At 64.0% G+C, this 18,039-nt stretch carries 12 protein-coding genes, 3 pseudogenes and 1 riboswitch; of the genes and pseudogenes, 10 read left to right on the top strand and 5 right to left on the bottom strand.

Features of this window, described 5'->3' with window-relative positions; translation table 11 throughout:
• Nucleotides 1-732, bottom strand: coding sequence for a hypothetical protein (locus Q6A47_RS09595; protein ID WP_304484157.1), 732 nt, complete (start codon nucleotides 730-732; stop codon nucleotides 1-3).
• 160 nt (nucleotides 733-892) lie between these two features.
• A riboswitch (cobalamin riboswitch) is annotated at nucleotides 893-1,109 on the top strand.
• Nucleotides 1,110-1,206: 97 nt separating this feature from the next.
• On the opposite strand from Q6A47_RS09595, the gene Q6A47_RS09590 reads away from it, so the two are divergent.
• The 6 genes and pseudogenes from Q6A47_RS09590 (at nucleotide 1,207) to Q6A47_RS09565 (ending at nucleotide 7,401) form a co-directional block, all read left to right on the top strand.
• Nucleotides 1,207-1,392 carry a CbtB domain-containing protein gene (locus Q6A47_RS09590; protein ID WP_039578008.1) on the top strand — a complete coding sequence of 62 codons (186 nt, stop codon included), beginning with the start codon at nucleotides 1,207-1,209 and terminating at the stop codon, nucleotides 1,390-1,392.
• Nucleotides 1,393-1,402: 10 nt separating this feature from the next.
• A complete protein-coding gene (locus Q6A47_RS09585) occupies nucleotides 1,403-2,095 on the top strand; it encodes a CbtA family protein (protein ID WP_304484156.1) in 693 nt (230 codons plus the stop codon).
• Nucleotides 2,095-2,487 carry a cobalamin biosynthesis protein gene (locus tag Q6A47_RS09580; RefSeq protein WP_304484155.1) on the top strand — a complete coding sequence of 131 codons (393 nt, stop codon included), beginning with the start codon at nucleotides 2,095-2,097 and terminating at the stop codon, nucleotides 2,485-2,487. The genes Q6A47_RS09585 and Q6A47_RS09580 overlap by 1 nt, the downstream gene beginning before the upstream one ends.
• Before the next feature lie 28 nt (nucleotides 2,488-2,515).
• Entirely contained in the window at nucleotides 2,516-3,268 is a 753-nt protein-coding gene (cobM, locus tag Q6A47_RS09575; RefSeq protein WP_039578022.1) for a precorrin-4 C(11)-methyltransferase, read from the top strand.
• A 253-nt stretch (nucleotides 3,269-3,521) separates the two neighbouring features.
• The gene (locus Q6A47_RS09570; protein ID WP_039578027.1) at nucleotides 3,522-4,136 is read left to right on the top strand and encodes a response regulator transcription factor; all 615 of its coding nucleotides are present in this window, start codon (nucleotides 3,522-3,524) and stop codon (nucleotides 4,134-4,136) included.
• A gap of 10 nt (nucleotides 4,137-4,146) precedes the next feature.
• A pseudogene (locus tag Q6A47_RS09565) lies at nucleotides 4,147-7,401 on the top strand (transporter substrate-binding domain-containing protein).
• Here Q6A47_RS09565 and Q6A47_RS22975 read toward each other — a convergent pair.
• From Q6A47_RS22975 to gntR, 3 genes and pseudogenes are all read right to left on the bottom strand, one after another.
• Nucleotides 7,376-7,807 (bottom strand): annotated as a pseudogene (locus Q6A47_RS22975) (methyl-accepting chemotaxis protein); the annotation flags it as partial. The pseudogenes Q6A47_RS09565 and Q6A47_RS22975 sit on opposite strands and share 26 nt — an antisense overlap.
• Nucleotides 7,808-7,912: 105 nt before the next feature.
• Nucleotides 7,913-8,665, bottom strand: a pseudogene (locus tag Q6A47_RS22970) (PAS domain-containing protein); the annotation flags it as partial.
• 143 nt (nucleotides 8,666-8,808) lie between these two features.
• A complete protein-coding gene (gene gntR, locus Q6A47_RS09555; RefSeq protein ID WP_029613503.1) occupies nucleotides 8,809-9,828 on the bottom strand; it encodes an HTH-type transcriptional regulator GntR in 1,020 nt (339 codons plus the stop codon).
• A 196-nt stretch (nucleotides 9,829-10,024) separates the two neighbouring features.
• Between gntR and Q6A47_RS09550 the strand changes: the two genes are divergently transcribed.
• The 3 genes from Q6A47_RS09550 (at nucleotide 10,025) to Q6A47_RS09540 (ending at nucleotide 12,410) form a co-directional block, all read left to right on the top strand.
• Entirely contained in the window at nucleotides 10,025-10,564 is a 540-nt protein-coding gene (locus Q6A47_RS09550; RefSeq protein ID WP_039578034.1) for a gluconokinase, read from the top strand.
• Nucleotides 10,565-10,670: 106 nt separating this feature from the next.
• Nucleotides 10,671-12,023 (top strand): GntP family permease, encoded by a 1,353-nt coding sequence (locus tag Q6A47_RS09545; RefSeq protein WP_029613501.1) that lies wholly within the window; start codon nucleotides 10,671-10,673, stop codon nucleotides 12,021-12,023.
• Nucleotides 12,024-12,107: 84 nt separating this feature from the next.
• The gene (locus Q6A47_RS09540) at nucleotides 12,108-12,410 is read left to right on the top strand and encodes a hypothetical protein (protein ID WP_029613500.1); all 303 of its coding nucleotides are present in this window, start codon (nucleotides 12,108-12,110) and stop codon (nucleotides 12,408-12,410) included.
• Between the two features lie 50 nt (nucleotides 12,411-12,460).
• On the opposite strand, the gene Q6A47_RS09535 is transcribed toward Q6A47_RS09540, so the two are convergent.
• Nucleotides 12,461-13,387 (bottom strand): alpha/beta fold hydrolase, encoded by a 927-nt coding sequence (locus Q6A47_RS09535; RefSeq protein WP_295481932.1) that lies wholly within the window; start codon nucleotides 13,385-13,387, stop codon nucleotides 12,461-12,463.
• 190 nt (nucleotides 13,388-13,577) lie between these two features.
• On the opposite strand from Q6A47_RS09535, the gene Q6A47_RS09530 reads away from it, so the two are divergent.
• Nucleotides 13,578-18,029 (top strand): NEL-type E3 ubiquitin ligase domain-containing protein, encoded by a 4,452-nt coding sequence (locus Q6A47_RS09530; protein WP_304484152.1) that lies wholly within the window; start codon nucleotides 13,578-13,580, stop codon nucleotides 18,027-18,029.
• Nucleotides 18,030-18,039 lie beyond the last annotated feature (10 nt).

Here is an 18,039-nt window from a genome sequence, read left to right as displayed (position 1 = left end):
TCATTGCACGGGCAGGAAATTCATCAGCAACAGGCTTTGGGCGTAGTTCAGGCCAATGCGCCGATAGCGCTCGTCGAGCATCTGCGCCAGCAGGTCCAGGCGCGCGACGATCTTGCCGAACTCCACGGCGAAACTCAGGTTGCTGCCCTCCTCGGAAATCTCATTGGAGAACAACAGCAGCACGCCGTTGGCGTCCTGGCGTTGGCTGAGCATCCAAGTAGCCTTCTCGATGTTGCGCGCGGCGTTGTTGACGAACAATGGATCGATGGCGTCGGTCATGTAGAACTCGGTGCGCCCGCCATGGGCGGTCACCAGCATGCTGCCGATGGCATAGATGAAGGCGCCCACCCGGTCACCGCGAAACTCGGGGCTCAAGGCATAGCTCAGGGCCGCCAGGTCACGGCGTTGGCCCAGTTGCGCCAGCGGCTGGCGCTGCTCGATGGCTTGGCGGATCTGCCGCTCGGCGGTGGCAGCGTCCAGGTAGCCGGACTGACGCCACTGGTTGGGGTTGCGCAGGTACAGCTTGTTCATCAGCAGATAGAGGCTCTGCAGGTTGTCGCGCATCGACAGGGTCGCCATGCGGTCGACGCTGGTCTGGAACAGTTCGCTGGGATGGCCATTACCCAACTGAGTGAAGACATCCTGACCCTCCTCGCGAGTGCACGCGCACAGGGTGATCAACGCGCCCACCAGCAACAGGCGAGCGCCATGACGAAGAGCAGGAACAGGCATCGGCACCGTGGTCCGGGTCAGCGGCCAAGCCGGGAATCGGCGCAGCCAGGCCCTGCATAGAGCCTGCAAATGTAAAAAAGTGCGACGCCTGTGCACAAAGCCCGTCCATGGCGAGGGTATTTGGTAACAAGAATTGACGGCGCGCGCATGACCATGATCTGCTTACGCCCTTACGTTGGGTGCCCCTTGCAGGGGTGAAACGGGAAACCGGTGCGTCGAGGCCCATTCCAGGGTTCGATCAGTCCGGTGCTGCCCCCGCAACGGTAAGCGAGCGAGCGTCTGATCCACTGTGTCCAAGGCATGGGAAGGTGACGCTGCGGTTAGAGGCCTTGCTTCTGCTCGCCAGCCCGGAGACCGGCCTGACGTTCAGTCATCACACCCCGCGGTGGGCGGGCGCTGTTGCCGATTCCTGGGCGTTGTTGCTCCGGGCTCGCCGCGCTTGCTGTCGCCATGAAAAAAGCAGAGGAATGCGTCATGTCCGTCACCAGCGCCAAACACAGCATTGCCACGCCCGTCAGTCTCAGCCAACGCCTGGTGGTCGCCATCGGTGCCAGTCTGCTGGGCCTGTGCCTGGTCTACTTCGCCGGGTTCTCGCACCTGGAGGCCGTGCATAACGCGGCCCACGACACCCGCCACAGCGCCGCCTTCCCTTGCCATTGAGGGCCCAGCGATGATTACGCGTATTGCCCGCACCGCAGGCTTCAGTGGCCTGCTCGCCGCCCTGCTGCTGACCCTGCTGCAGAGCTTCTGGGTGGCCCCGTTGATTCTTCAGGCCGAAACCTACGAAAGCGCAGCCCCGGCCGAACAGCATGAGCACGCTGCAGGCCAAGCCGTGGCTGCCCATGAGCACGACAGCGAAGCCTGGTCTCCGGAAGATGGCTGGCAGCGTGTGTTATCGACCACCGGCGGCAACCTGGTGGTGGCGGTCGGGTTCGCCTTGATCCTCGCCGCGTTGTACAGCCTGCGCGAGCCGGGGCGCGTCAGCACGGGTGCGCTGTGGGGCCTGGGCGGCTTCGCAGTGTTCTGCCTAGCACCGACGCTGGGCCTGCCGCCGGAGCTGCCGGGCACGGCCGCTGCCGACCTGGGCCAGCGCCAGACCTGGTGGATCGGCACCGCAGCGGCCACAGCTGTGGGCCTGGCCCTGTTGGTGTTTGCCCGGCATTGGTTGTTCAAGGCATTGGGCGCCGCGCTGCTGGTCGTTCCCCACCTGATCGGTGCCCCTCAGCCCGAGGTACACGAGAGCTTGGCGCCCGAAGCACTCGAAGCGCAATTCAAGCTGGCCTCCTGGTTGACCAACGCGGTGTTCTGGATTGCCCTGGGCCTGCTCAGCGCCTGGCTCTACCGTCGTTCCGCTCAGGCCTGATGAGCGCGCTGTACGCAGGCTTCGGTTGCCGCCGAGGCTGCTCTGTCGAGGTGCTGGAGCACCTGCTACGGCGCAGCCTCGCGGCGCACGGCCTGGCCATCACGGCCCTGCGCGGGATCGCCAGCATCGCGTTGAAGGCCGATGAGCCGGGTCTCGACGCGCTGTCACGGCGCCTGGCCCTGCCGCTGGTGTGCTACGACGCACACCAACTGCAGCCCTTCCTGAACCAGCTCAGCCACCGCTCAGAAATATCCCACAAAAACACGGGCTGTTGGGGCGTCGCCGAAAGCGCGGCGCTGGCACTGGCCAGCAATCAAAGCGGTCAGCCGCGCTTGCGCATTCCCCGCCAAGTGTTCGCTAGCGCTACCCTGGCAATTGCCTGCAACGGCTAGCACTGCTTCTCCTACCCAAGGAAGTCTCATGACGGTCTACTTCATCGGGGCCGGCCCCGGCGATCCCGAGCTGATCACGGTCAAGGGCCAGCGCCTGATCCGCCAATGTCCGGTGATCATCTACGCGGGATCCCTGGTACCGGCAGCGGTGCTCGAGGGCCATAGCGCTCGCACCGTACTCAATAGCGCCGAACTGCATCTGCAGCAGATCGTCGACGCCATGCACGATGCCCACCAGCAAGGCCTGGACGTGGCTCGCGTGCACAGTGGTGACCCGAGCCTGTATGGGGCGATCGGTGAGCAGATACGCCATCTGCGCGAACTGGGAATCGACTACCAGATCATCCCCGGCGTCACCGCCACGGCCGCCAGTGCCGCCTTGCTCGGCTGCGAGCTGACGCTGCCGGATGTGGCGCAGACGGTGATCCTCACGCGTTACGCCGATGCCTCGCCCATGCCCGCCGGCGAGCAGTTGGCTGACCTGGCACGCCATCGCAGCACGCTGGCGATCCACCTGGGTGTGCGTCACCTGCCGAAGATCGTCGCCGAACTGCTGCCGTATTACGGCGCCGATTGCCCGGTTGCCGTGGTCCACCGCGCCACTTGGCCGGATCAGGACTGGGTGCGCGGCACACTGGCCGATATTGTCGAGGGTGTGGCAGCGAAGGGTTTTCGGCGTACCGCGCTGATTCTGGTCGGCCATGTCTTGGGCGATGCACCGTTCTCTGAATCGGCGCTCTACCGGGCAGGCCACGCCCACCTCTACCGGCCGCTCGGCTGACCGGGGCCCTTCCCTGCCCAGGCCGCGTCCTACACGCTCGCGACAGCGCTCGCCGCGAGCGTCATCTCAATCCCACATCCTCAGCCGCTTTTGTAGGGAATATCTACATCCTGTGGCGGCTTTTTCCACACGCCTATACTCGCCATTATCAAAGCGTTCTGATGGACGTATCGTGCGCGCAGCCAGATTGGCCCTACAGACGCATTCCTGGGTAATGCCAGGAACGAACATAAATTCTTACAGGAGCTTGCCCATGACCACCGTACTGATGGTCGATGATCACCCAACCGTCCGCCTGGCCGTGCGCATTCTGCTCGAGCGCGAACGCTTCGAGGTGGTCGGCGAATCCGGAAACGGGATCGAGGCCGTGCAAATGGCGCGTCAGCTCTCACCCAAGGTGGTGATCCTCGATATCGGTCTGCCGGGGCTGGACGGCATGGAGGTGATCAAGCGCCTGCAGATGCTGGAGCCGGCGCCGAAGATCATGGTCCTGACCGGGCAATCTTCCGAGCTGTACGTACGCCGCTGCCTGGATGCCGGCATCGCGGCCTTCGTCAACAAAGACGAAGACCTCGACGCCCTGCTGTTCGCGCTCAAGGCCTTGGTCAAGGGTTATTCGACGTTTCCGCAGATGTCGGTCAACAGCAACACGCTGGAGTCGGAGACGGTGCGCCTGAACAGTCTGTCGAACCGCGAGATGGAAGTGCTGCGCCGGCTTTCACGCGGGGAGAACAACAAGTACATCGGCACCGCCATGAACCTCAGTGCCAAGACCATCAGCACCTACCGTGGCCGGATCGGCGACAAGCTCAAGACCGAGTCGCTGGTGGAAATGGTCGATCTGGCCAAACGCAACAACATTACCTGAGCCCGCGCCCATGACGCCCTGGCTGCGCAGACTGTTGCTGATACTGACGCTCACAGTGTCGGCAGCCGCCCTGGCGGACAGCCAGCCGCGACAACTGCTGGCCCGCTCGCTCAGTGCCAGCCCTGCGCTGGTATTGAGTCAGGACGATCGGCAATGGCTCGATGAGCGCAAGGTGCTGGTGCTGGGTAGCTCCCAGCCCGACTATCCACCGTTTGAAATCAACGTCAGCCCGCAGGACTACGAAGGCCTGAGCGCCGACTATGCCGGTCTGATCGGCGAGCAGTTGGGCATTCCGATCACGGTGCGGCGCTTCGCTAGCCGTACAGAGGCCATCGATGCACTACGGCGCGGCCAGATCGATCTGCTCGGCAGTTCCAACGGCTTCGAGGCGGAAGATGGCGGTCTTGCACTGAGCCATTCCTACGCCGACGATCTACCGGTAATCGTGACCCGCCAGGACCGCCCTCAACTCGACGATCAAAGCCTGGCCGGAATGACTTTGGCCATGGTCGATCACTATGTGCCTGCCAGCACGGTACGTGCGCTTTACCCCCAGGCTCGACTACAGCTCTACCGCTCGACCCAGGCCGGCCTGAGCGCCGTGGCGCTGGGCAGTGCCGACGCCTATATCGGCGATGCGATCAGCTCGGACTATGCCATCGGCCGCGCCTACCAAGGTCTGGTGCGCATCGATCACTTCGTGCCAACGCCTGCCGGCAGCTTCGCCTTCGCGTTGGACCAGCACAACGTCAGGCTGCTGAAGCTGGTCGATCAGGCACTGGAGCGCATTACCGATAGCGAACGCCTGAACATTCTGCGCCGCTGGTCCAGCGGCAACACCAGCCTGCTGCTGCAACGTCGACTGGCCACGCTCACTGCCGAGGAGCAACAGTGGCTGGTCACGGCGCCGACGCTGCAGGTGCTGGTCAATCCCAGCCTGGCGCCCCTGACCTTCAATGACAGCCAACAGCAGCCAACCGGCATCACCCTGGAAGTGCTCAAGCAGATCAGCCTGCGCACCGGGCTGCGCTTCGAAATCGTCGAGCGCGATTCAGTGGCGGCCATGGTCGATGAGGTGGCAAGCGGCGCCGCACACATGGCCGGTGCGCTCGACTACAGTCGCGAACGCGCCTCGCGGGTGCGCTTCACCCGCCCTTATCTGATCAGCCCGACCGTGCGTGTTGTCCGCCGCAACGCACCGCTGACACAGCGCTTGGACGATCAGCGCATCGCCCTGGTGCGCGGCGCCTCCCCGCACGTGGCGCTGCTGCAACGCTACCCTGCGGCCAGGGTCATCGAGAGTGACAACGCGCTGACCATGATGGAGTCGGTGGCCAAGGGCGAAGCCGATGTCGCGCTCATCAGCTAGATCGCCGCGGCCTATTACCTCACCCACGTGTTCAAGGACAAGCTGCGCATCGCTGGCTTGCAAGACGACGAACAGTCCGTCGCTGCGTTTGCCGTGTCACCGGATCTGCCCGTGCTGCAATCGATTCTGGACAAGGCGCTGCTGAGCGTTCCGCCGGACGAACTCGACCAGTTGATCAACCGCTGGCGCACCAGCACCATCGCCAGCGATAGCCTGTGGGGCAACTACCGTTCACTGGCCCTGCAAGTGCTGGTGCTGTCGGCGGTCCTATTGGCCGGCGTGGTGTTCTGGAATGGCTACCTGCGCAAGCTCATCCACCAGCGCAGCGAGGCGCAACAGGCATTGCAGACGCAGTTGACGCTCAGTCGCAGCTTGCTCGAGCAATTACGTGTGGCCAAGGAGGAGGCAGAGCGCGCAAGCCAGGCCAAGAGCAGTTTTCTGGCGATCATGAGTCACGAAATTCGTACGCCGATGAACGCCATCATGGGGCTGCTGGAACTGGCGCTGAACGATCACCGCGAAGGCCGCAGCGATCCGCAGGGCCTGCAAACCGCGCATGATGCAGCGCGTGGCCTGCTCGACCTGATTGGCGACATTCTCGATATTTCACGGATCGAATCCGGCCATATGACCTTGCAACGCGTTCCAGCCGACCTGGTCGAGCTGGTCAGGTCCGTGCTGCGCGCATTCGAGGCCAATGCACGCCTGAAGGGTCTGGCGCTGCAGGCCAGCCTGCCAGACGCGCCGACCTGGGTCAGCGTCGATGCGGTGCGCTTGCGCCAGATCATCGCCAACCTCATCAGCAATGCCATCAAGTTCACCGACCAGGGTCAGGTCGATGTCCGGCTCAGGACCGAACCCGACGCCGAGGGCTGGCTGCACGTCGAGCTGCAGGTGCAGGACAGTGGCATCGGCATTAGCCAGGCGGACCAGGCGCGGCTGTTCAAAGCCTTCGGCCAGCTCGACAGCCAGCGCGTACGTCACGGTGCAGGACTGGGCCTGATCATCAGCCGAACCCTGTGCCAGCTCATGGCAGGCGAACTGCATTTGCAGAGCCTGGAAGGCGTCGGCACGCGGGTCGAGGTCAGACTCAGGCTACAGAGCGCCACCCCCGTGCCCAGCAGCGGCTCAGACTTGCCCATCGAAGTCGTCGGTGGCAACCCCTTGCGCATTCTGGTGGCTGACGACTACCCCGCCAATCTCATGCTCCTGGAAAAGCAACTGCATAGCCTCGGCCACCACGTCAGTCTCGCGGAAAACGGTGAGGCGGCGTGGGTCCTGTGGCAAGCGGAGGATTTCGACGTGGTGCTCACCGATTGCAGCATGCCGGTGATGGACGGCCATGAATTGACACGTCGCATCCGCGCCTTGGAGCGCGAACGCGGCCTATCGCCTTGCACCATTCTGGGGATCACGGCCAATGCCCAGGCCGAAGCGCGAGCGCAATGCCTGGCCGACGGCATGGACGACTGCCTGTTCAAACCCATCGGCCTGCAACTGCTCAAGGCCCATCTGCCACAGGCGCCCGCGCATGCGCCTGATCGCCCGGAAAGCGGTTTCGACCTTGCTCAACTGCGTCACCTGACCCAGGACGACGCCAGTCTCACCCGGCGCCTGCTCGAACAACTCGCACGCAGCACCGCCGAAGATCTCCAAGCCCTGCGCGCGCTCACACCCGACAGCGCGCCTGCCGAGCTGAAAGCGCTGGTCCATCGGATCAAGGGCGGCGCGCGCATGCTCAAGGTGCGTGGCGTGGTCCGCGACTGCGAGGCCTTGGAACAGGCCCTCGCCGATGATAGCCCCAGCGCCGAGCACCTACGGCGCCTGGAGACGAATCTGCAGGGGCTGGAGCTGCAACTGCGCCAAGGGCTCAATGCAATTGCAGGGTCGAACTGATCTGGCTGATGGCATCGACCACGTGCCGCGAGCCCTGCTGGATCTCCATGATCACTGTGCCGGCTTCATTGGCCAACTCAACGCCCATCCCCGTGCGTGACAGGCTCGACTGCATGCTGGCAACTGCAGTCAACGACAGATCCTGGTTCTGGCGCACCACCTCGACAATCTCCAGCGTCGCCTTGCTGGTGCGTGCCGCCAGGCTGCGCACTTCATCGGCGACCACCGCGAACCCTCGACCATGCTCCCCGGCGCGTGCCGCCTCGATGGCTGCATTGAGCGCAAGCAAGTTGGTCTGGTCGGCGATCCCGCGAATGGTCAACACGATCTGCCCGATCACCTGCGACTGTCGACTCACGGCATCGATGCTGCGCGCGGCATCGTTGAGCTCGACGGAGATCTGTTCGATCACCTGCACGGCCTGCTGCACCACCTCGGTGCCCTTGCGCGCGCAAGCGTCGGTCTGCACCGAACTGGCATGGGCGGCCTCGGCTGCGCTCTGCTGGGTGCTGATCTGGTCGGTGATATCGCTGGCGAACTTGACCACCTTGTACAGGCGGCCCTTGCTGTCGAACATCGGGTTATAGGAAGCCTCCAGATACACTGTCCGGCCTTGTCTATCGATGCGCTCGAAGCGGTGGGAATGGTACTCGCCACGGTTCAGCGATGCCCAGAACTGTCGGTACTGCTCCGATTCACGCTCATGGGGTTGGCAGAACAGACCATGGTGGCGTCCGACCACCTCGTCGAGCTGATAGCCCATGGTGTCGAGGAAGTTCTGGTTGGCGGTGATCACCCGCCCTTCGGGGGTGAATTCGATGACCGCCATCGAGCGCCCGATGGCCTGGAGCAGGCTCTCGCGTTCATGGGATTCGCGGGAGTGCTGGGTGATATCGGCCGCCACTTTGATCACGCTGGTCACCTGCTGCTGCTCGTCGAGCACCGGCATGTAACTTGCCTCCAGCCACACCTCGCAGCCCGCCTTGTCGAGGCGCTCGAAGGTGCCGCTGATGGCCTTGCCCTGACTCAGTTCGTGCCACAGTTGCTGATACTCGGCACTCTTGGCGTACTCGGGTTCGCAGAACAGGCGATGATGCTGGCCGAGGATCTCGTCGACCGTGTAGCCCATCGCAGCACAGAACTTGGCATTGGCTTGGAGGATGACGCCGTCAACGGAGAACTCGATCATGGCCATCGACCGGCTGATCGCGTCCAGCTTGGCTTGCACCGCAGCCAACGCCTCCCGGCAGCGCTCGTTGTGCATCGAATCGGACTTGCGCTGAAAACCGAACATGCGCCGAACCTCCTTGTATGGGCGGGAATGTGCAGAGCATATAACGGAATTGGCACCATGCAAGCGATGCGGCATCGCCGTTTGTCCAGTGCCCCGATGACTGCAGTGGGGGCTCAGGAACTCTCCCGCACGACCAGTTCGAAGCCCATGTCCTGGCGCTCATCGACCACGCGTTTTCCGTCGAGCAGGTTCAATAGCGCCTGGGCAGCATGGCGCCCCACGGCGGCGCGCGGGGTTCGGATGGACGTCAGTCGCGGCACCATGTGCGCTGAGGCCGGCAGGTCATTGAAGCCGACCATGGCCACCTGCTGAGGCACCTCGATACCCTGGCGAAGGGCTTGCAACACAGCGCCTTGAGCCAGGTCGTCATTGCAGAAGAAAATCCCGTCCACCTCCGGCGCCTGTTCCAGCAGACGACTGAACAATTCGCCGCCCAGGCCAATGGACGACGGTTGCGGATCAAGCACCTCCAGCGCCGGTGCGGCCAGCCCGGCTTCGCGCAGGGCCTGCCGGAAGCCCTCGGCGCGCTGCATCACCCTCGGGTCCAGCTGCGCCGCGATGAAGGCCAGACGCCGCCGACCACGGGCGATCAAATGCTCGGCGGCGGCGCGACCGGCGCACTGCTGGGAAAAACCCACCGACAAATCGCCCGGCTCACCGCCCAGTTCCATCATGTGCACGCAAGGCACGCCGCTGGCCGCGAGCATCTGCCGCGAGGCCTCACTGCGCTCGAAGCCGGTCAGCAGGATGCCGCAGGGCTGGTAGGCCAGATAATTGCGGATGAGGTTCTCTTCTTCGCCGACATCGTAGTGGTAGTTGCCGATCAGCACTTCCAGGCCACGCGGACGCATCACCTCATGGATCGCTTCGAGGGTGTCGATGAACAACTGGTTGGACAACGACGGAATCAGCACCACCACCGAGTGGCTGCGCGCCGAAGCCAGGGCGCGTGCAGCGGGATTGGCCACGTAGCCCAGGCTCGCGGCCGCTGCCATGACTTTTTCCACCAACGCCGGGGCAACGGTGCTGACGCCGCGCAACGCGCGCGAAGCGGTGATCGGGGAAACCCCGGACAATCTGGCGACTTCGGCCAGGGTGGGACGACCGGTGGTGCGGGAGCCGATGCGGGTCATGGATGTTGTAATTTTACTACTTGCAAGAAGGGGGAACGGTCTCTAAGGTAGCGCTGTCTCAGGATGCAGGCAACGCCTCAATCGTTGCAGCAGTCCGAACTGCGTATCACAAAATCAATAACACCCGGGAGGGTGGCGCCTGCACCACTGCTCGTCGAGCGTGAGACAGCGCTGTCTTACCCCGCAGGAGGTACCGATGAACCCTTCCCTTTGCGCCATCGTGGTCATGGGCGTGGCAGGCTGCGGCAAAAGCTGCGTCGGCTCGGCCATCGCGGCCCGAAGCGGCGGTCGCCTGATCGAAGGCGATGCTTTCCACCCTGCCGAAAACATCCGCAAGATGAGCGCCGGTATTCCCTTGGACGACAACGACCGCGCCGGTTGGCTGACGCGCCTGGGCGAAGAATTGCAGGCCATCGTCAAGGCCGGCGAGCGCCCCATCCTCACCTGCTCCGCGCTCAAGCGCCGCTATCGTGAAACCTTGCGCCAGGCCATGCCGGGCCTGGGCTTCGTGTTTCTCGAGCTGAGCCCCGAAGAAGCCGAGCGCCGCGTGCTGGCCCGCCCCGGCCACTTCATGCCCGCCAGCCTGATCGACAGCCAGTTCGCGGCCCTCGAGCCGCCTCACGGCGAACCCCTCACGCTTGCGCTGGATGCCACACGTCCGATCGCCGCGCTGGCCGAGCGTGTGAACGACTGGCTAAAGCCCTGCGGTGAGCGGAGCCTGGCGCGAACCGCCTGAATGCGGTTCTCCGGCTCACCAAAGATAGCGCTGTCTTGATGCCTTGCACTCAAGACCTACCCTGCTCCGCCACTACAACAACGACAAGACCGAGGCATAGACTCCCATGTTCGGACTGGCTACTGATACCTACCTGCTGCTCGACGCGCTGGTCACCATCGTCGGGCTGATCCTGCTGATCACCCATTTCAAGGTTCACCCCTTCGTCGCCCTGACCCTGGCTGCCGGCTTTCTCGGCCTGACCTCGGGCATGCCGGTGGCCAAGGTCATGAAATCGTTCCAGGACGGCTTCGGCGGCGTGCTCGGCTTCGTCGGCATCGTCCTCGCGCTGGGCACCATGCTCGGCAAGCTGATGGCCGACTCCGGCGGCGCCGACCAGATCGCGCAGACGCTGATCCGCGCCTTCGGCAAGCAAAAGGTGCACTGGGCGATGATGTTCGCCGCCTTCCTCGTCGGCATCCCGCTGTTCTTCGAGATCGGCTTCGTGCTGCTGATCCCGCTGGTATTCATCGTCGCGCGCCGATCGGGCGTGTCGCTGGTGAAGATCGGCATCCCGCTGCTGGCGGGTTTGTCAGTGGTGCACGGCCTGGTGCCGCCGCATCCGGGACCGCTGCTGGCGATCGGCATCTTCCACGCCGATATCGGCAAGACCATCTTCTATGGCCTGCTGGTAGCACTGCCCACCGCCGTGATCGCCGGCCCGTTGTTCGGCAACTTCATTTCGCGCTACATCCCCGGCAACCCCTCCCAGGAACTGATGGACCAGATCGCCCGCGAATCGGACCAGAAGAACCTGCCCAGCTTCACCGTCACTCTGGTCACCGTGCTGTTGCCGGTCGCGCTGATGCTGCTCAAGACCTTCGCCGACGTGGTGCTGCCGACCGACCATATCGTGCGCCAATGGATGGACCTGATCGGGCACCCGATCACCGCCCTGCTCGCTGCCCTGCTGCTGGCCTTCTACACCTTCGGTTCGGCGCGCGGCTTCAGCCGTCAGCAGATCATGAAGATGCTCGACCACAGCCTGGCGCCCACCGCAGCCATCGTGCTGATCGTCGGCGCCGGGGGCGGCTTCAAACAGATGCTGGTCGATACCGGCGTCGGCAACGTGATCGGGCAGATGGCGGTCCAGGCCGAAATCTCGCCGATCCTGCTGGCCTGGCTGGTGGCCGCGGTGATTCGTATCGCCACCGGTTCAGCGACGGTAGCCACCATCACCGGCGCCGGCATCGTCGCACCAGTGATCGAGCTGGTGCCTGGGGTCAACCGTGAGCTGCTGGTATTGGCCACCGGTGCCGGTTCGCTGATCCTCTCCCACGTCAATGACGCCGGCTTCTGGTTGGTCAAGCAGTACTTCAACATGACCGTCGCTGAAACCTTCAAGACCTGGAGCATGATGGAAACCCTCCTCTCGGTGGTCGGCATCATCTTCATCATGTTGCTGTCGACGGTTGTCTGACCGTCGGTCGGGATAATGGCACCTTGCCGCGCATGACAGGGCCCAAGGGAAACACGCCCTGTTCTGCGCAAAGGAGTTTGCCCCATGAAGCGATCCCTGACCCGTTCCTGCCTGATGGCTGCCCTGCTGTGCTCACCGCTGGCGATGGCCGTCGGCACTGGCACCACCTACCCGGACGACCCGCACAACCCAGGCCCTGCGCCTGGGGTGGACAGCACCCTCAATCCCATCCAGCAGCCCATGCCTCGGGACACCGACCCACGTGTGCCCAACGCCGAGAGCGAAAGCCCGTCGATCAAGCAAAAGGATGATGCTGACCTGCCAGGTATGGATCAAACCGGGTCAGAAGGCGCTGGCGCGCAGGGCGATGGCGGCGCCAATCGCTGAGTGGCATTGACGCGGTGCAATCCGCTACACCGCTGCCTGCCCAGCAATACTCACTCGTTGACGCGACGCAGTACTGGCGTGCCTTCATGGCGCGCCAGAATCCGCCCTATCTGCTCGGCCAAGGCTCGCTCAGGTTCATCGAGGTGAAAATGGTGCCCACCCGGGTACCACGACACCTGTGCATGAGGGGGCAAGGCGGATTTACGGCGGTTGAACACGGGGCCTGCACACATGCCCTGGCGGGCCAGAATCAGGTACAACGGGCAGTGAATCTGCTGGAGCAGTTTGCACGCCTCTTTCTCGGTCAAGGGCATGCTTTCCGGGAGCGCCAGCCGTTCATCATGGCGCCAGCGATAACCATCGCCCGTCTGCAGCAGGTCTCGCTGAGCCAGTAACCTGATTGCCTCCTCGGATACCTCAGCGCCCAATCGGTCGCGACGCTGTCCCATGGCTTGCTCGAGGTTCTCGAATCTACTGCCCGACAACGGTCCGGTGCTGCCTGCCTGGCTGCGCTGCACCATGCGCTTGAGCCGATAGGCGCGGGCCAGATGCGGCAGCCGCTCGCCTTCATCGACGGTAAAGGGCACTCCCATGCCATCGAGAAAGGTCATGCTGACGACAGTGCTGGTGAGCAGGGCGAGTATCGAGGCGATGCCACTGCCCATGCCGTGCGCCACCACATGGAAAGGCCCAAGCCCCAGGCGATCGACCAATGCCAGAACATCTTCGGCATGCTCCCAGAGGTAGTACCCGCTGTCTTCACGTCGGTGATCGGAGCGGCCGTGCCCAATCAGGTCAGGGGCCACGATGAAACAGTCCTCCATGAGCGGCGCCAGGCGCTCGAACGAGGCCGCGTTATCCAGCCAGCCGTGCAGCGCGAGCACCGGAATGGCTCCCTGCTCTCCCCACGTGCGGACTGCCATCTCGATACCGTTGAGGTCCAGTAGGTAATCCTTGGGCATGGACTGCGTAGGCATGGCGCGCTCCCTGGCATGGCCCGACGTCCGAAACAACGCGGGCGAGTGAACCACCTTGGACCATCAGGGAACTGGCCAAAGGCCCGAGCGCGACCGTCACTTAGGCAGACGCGACGCCGCCGGCTAGCTATTTACCGCTTAGGCGCACGCCGCGCAGTGTTCAATGCGGCCTCCTTCGAGGAGAACCGCCATGACCCCACCCCTGCACCAACGACAAATCCTCACCGCCTTGCCGAACTGGAGCACCCAACTGCATGCCGATCACGCCCGGCAACTGATGGCCAGTCAGCGCAAGCCTTATCTCGATGCGCAGGGTCAACCTCTGGCCTGGTATGCCGCCGCGCCAGACAGCGATCAGCGCGCCCTGGACAACGCGCTTGAGCAGCGCGACGGCAGCCTGCGCGAACTGCAGGGAGCGCTGGCGGGGCTACAGGGCGTCACAGAGTTCTGCCGACCGCTGCTGCAAGCGCGTGTGCCCCGCAACGTCTCGGTGGATCGCACGTACTACCGCAGCCAAGCGGCGCGGGTTGAGCAGCCAGGGAGCTCGCCGCAGCACATGGAGTACACGCCGACTGGCAAGCCGAGACTTTCGAGTCTGCTGGAAGCGGCCCTGCACAATTTCGCCGGCCCGCTGGACACCCCTGCATTCTCCAGCCTGCAGTGCGGCGACGATCCGCGCGTGGCGCCGCCGCTGAGCCTGCGCGAGTTCATTACGCTCTGCCGCGAAGTTGATCTGGGCCGGCGCTATCAGGAGCATCTGGCCTCAATCTACGACACGGCCGATGCCCAGCGTATCCACAGTTTGTCCATTCAAGCGCGACAGGATGAGTTACGCGTGCAGACGCGCCTGGCGCAGTTGAAAAACGATATAAGCCAGCGTGAATCGGTGGCTTTGCACGCCTTCTGCGTGGCGACTGCGCCATCGAACTGCGGCTTCACGCGGATCAGTTGCCAGCGCTTGGAACTGTTCGGCATCCCCCTGCATGAACTCCTCCTGCTCACCCTGCATGGCCCGGCTGGAAACCGGCATATCCTCTATCTGCCAGGTATCCAGACGGCTGCGCTCAGGAGTTTCGCCTCGCTGCCCGAGGCCCATGCCGACCTGGTCTGTCGGCTCAAGCAGGCGACCCAGCGCCGCGCGCTGCTCGGTCTGGCCCCACTGAGCCTGCAACCTGAGTTGGCCACTCATCTGCGTAGGGCCCTGTACAGCAACCCAAACGTCAGCGACGACAGCGCGCTGCAGCCACGTGATCAAGTGCATCTGCAGGCGCAGCTCAAGGACCTGCCGGACATGCCCTGGACACACCTGCAGCAGTTGCACCTGCAGCGGATCAAGGGCGATGCACGCTGCGTCGCCGTACCGACCGCCGACGTGGATGCTCAGGCGCGCCTGCGGCGCTTGGCGTTCTGGGAGGACATTGGCCTCAGCGTCCTCAATGTGGCGGCGGCCTTCATTCCCGCCCTCAATCCGTTGATGCTGTGGATTGCCGGATCGCAGTTGGTGGGCGGGCTGTTCTATGCCATCCAGTCCTGGGAGGCTGGCGATACCGCACAGGCCCTGGCCCAGGTCGAATCGCTGCTGGTCAACGTGGCCATCGCCGGGGTCAGCGTGGGGGCCGCCAAGGTCGTGGGTGCACGTCTGGTCGATGACCTGCAACCGATCGAGGTCAACGAGCGACCGCTGTTGTGGCGACCCGATCTGGAGCACTACCGCAGCGCTGCGACGTTGCCGCAAACCCTTGCCCCCGATGCCCAGGGTCTGTACTGGCAGCAGGGCCGCAGCTACATCCGTCTGCAGCAGTCCATGCATGAGGTGGTGTCGGACACGCAAGGCCAGTGGTACGTCCGTCATCCCAGTGATGAACAGGCCTATCGACCGCCCCTGCAACACAATGGTCGCGGCGCCTGGCGCTTGGCATACGACAACCCGCTGGAGTGGGAAACCGACGAACTGCTCGCGCGCCAGGGATCGGTGGGTGAATCACTGAGTGCCGCCCAGCGAAACGCAGCCCTGCAAATCACGGGCCTTTCGGCCGACGTGCTACGACGCCAGCTGATCGACGGTGCCGCGCTGCCCTCCCCCCTGGAAGATCTGCTGCTGCGTCTTGAGGGGCGCGAAACGGCGTTGCCACAAGGCACGTCCGCCGCCGCACGGCTGAGCGCTCAATTCCCGGAACTGCCCGCATGTGCATTGGACGAATTGCTCGACCACGCCAGTCCAGCCGAACGTCGACGCATGGCCCCGAGCGACGGCAGAATCCCCCTGCGTGTCCTTGAAGAAGCACGCCTGCTGCAAGCGACGATACGCTTGAACAGGGCCATCCTTGGGCTGTACCAGCAGCATCTGGCAACCCGCGATACCGCCTTGCTGCGCAGCGGGCTTTCAGGTGGCGCAGTAACGAGCGATGCCGAGCTGTTCGCTGTCGCGGTAAACGACCGCACGCGCGCAAGCCACGTCTTAGGCCAGCAAAGGCGTCCTGGAGGGTTCCGCTCGCCGCTGCGCTTGAGCGAGGGCCGTCTCGGCTATCCGCTGAGCGGTCGTGGCACCCCGCTCGACCATCCCACCGCCGCCCAGCGACGACTGGCACGCCTGTTCCCTGCCGCGTCGCCTAGCCAACTGCAGGATGTGCAGAGAACCCTGATCGCCGCAGGCGATCTTGGCCAGGGGCTGCTCGACCTGGAGCGTCAGTGGCAAGACTTGCACCAGACCCTGCTGCGCTGGAAACACAGTGAAGTTCGTCTTCTCGAGCGAGATGCCCGTATCGAGTGCGCCAGACGACTCTACCGCGCCTGGCGTCGGGAGACCGACGGCGAGCTGGTGCTGGACCGCATGGCGCTCGATGAGCTGCCCGAGCTGACGACGGTTTTCCCGACTATCCGCCACGTGCGCATCGACAGCCTGGGCCTGTTGCGCCTGCCCGCGAAGCTGTTCGAGTGCTTCCCGGCACTTGAGTCTCTCTCGATCACCGGGAACTTCGAGATCGACAGCGTCACATTGGCCGAGGCGCTGCAACAGGCGGTGGGCGTGCGCAGGCTGGACCTCTCCAGCAACGCCCTGACCGACCTCGGCGTGCTGGCGCCGGCGCTGCGTGCCATGCCGCACCTGCGTCACCTGGTGCTCAGCCGCAACGCGCTGAGATTGAGCGTGACGGACGTGGAAATGCTCGCCCAGCGACGGCTGGACAGCCTGGATCTGCACAACAACCGGATCCAGCTCGATGCCGCGACCGCCGAAGCGTTCCAAGGACTGATCGACTTGCGCGAGCTGGATTTGAGTATCAACCCACTAACAGTGGCACCCGACGTCAGCTACATGGCACGCCTGTCACGCCTCGACCTGTCCCGGGCCAATCTCGATCGCTGGCCCGATGGCCTGATCCTGCTCATGAGTCAGCTGCAGTACCAACTGCGCCAGGTCGATCTCTCCTTCAATAATCTGCACAGTCTCGAGGCGCTCGACACGGTGCTGGCCACGCCCTTCATGCGTGATGTCGCCCAGCAACGCCCAGGGCTGCGCCTGAGCCTGCACTACAACTTGATGGATGAAGCCCCGCTGAGCCGTCTGCGCCGCAGCGGCCTGACGGTCTACGAGCACGATGAGGTTCGGGCGTCGAATTGGCAGCAGTTCTACCTTGACGGACGCACGGATGAGCGCATCCAACTGTGGAACGAGTTGCACGGCATGCCAGAAAACCAGGCGCTGTTCGAGCAGTTGCAGATGGTGACCGACTCGGCCCAGGCGCAACGTCAGCCGCAGGCCATGAGTGCCCGTGCCTGGGCGATACTCGAGCAAGCGGCCGCCGACACCCGCTTGCGAGACCAACTGAACGCGGTGGCCGAGAGCTATCCGGTCACCTGTGGGGACGCCGGCACCGATGCGCTCAGCGCTCTGGAGACCGAGCTCTACCTGCACCAACTGGCCAACGACCCCACACCGCTACACAGTAAATGGCAGGCGCTGCGCAAGGTGTATCGACGCAGCCTGGTCAATCGGTTGGCCGACCGGATCGCTTTGGCACGGACCTTACGCAAAGCGGCCCTGCAAGCCGTCGAAGCCCACGCATCGATCCCTTCGCTCGATCCACTGGACGATCCCGAAGCGGTTCCCGATACCTGGCTGCGCCACGGGCTGGTCGATGATATCGAGATACGTCTGGCACTACGCCAGAGCCTGGCAGTGATACTCGACTATCCGGAGCCTGAGGCCGGCATGCTGTACGAAAGCACTGCCAACCTCACGCCCACCGTCAGGAACAAAGTGGTCAAAGAGGTGCGACGCCTTGAAGAAAGCTCGAATCTGCGGCGCGCCTGGCTGCTGGAACAGCCGACGTGGCGGTACAGTGTGCGACGCGCCCATGAGCAGGCCTTTAGCACAAGCACCGACTTCTGGCAGCCGGGCATGGACTACCTCGACAGTTGCGTGGACGCGCTAGCGCCCAGGGTGGACCACCTATCGGCCTCGGTGAAGGCCTGTCTCGAACAGGCGCTTGGCCTGGTCTTGCCGCAAGCAGAGGGCCGCTTGAGCCCGGTTTCGCTCACCGATGCTCAGTACACCCAGGCCGCCAATGCGCTGCTGGCAGAACAGCAGCGCGTGGAGCTAGGCTTGTTCGACAGCTTTACGCGCGAGGTGGAACAGGCGTGATGCCTGCCCC

It is taken from the genome of Pseudomonas boreofloridensis (assembly GCF_030580795.1).
Classification (GTDB): Bacteria; Pseudomonadota; Gammaproteobacteria; order Pseudomonadales; family Pseudomonadaceae; genus Aquipseudomonas; species Aquipseudomonas boreofloridensis.
The sequence above is the reverse complement of the archived record's forward strand: the minus strand, read 5'-3'. Positions and strand labels throughout refer to the sequence as shown.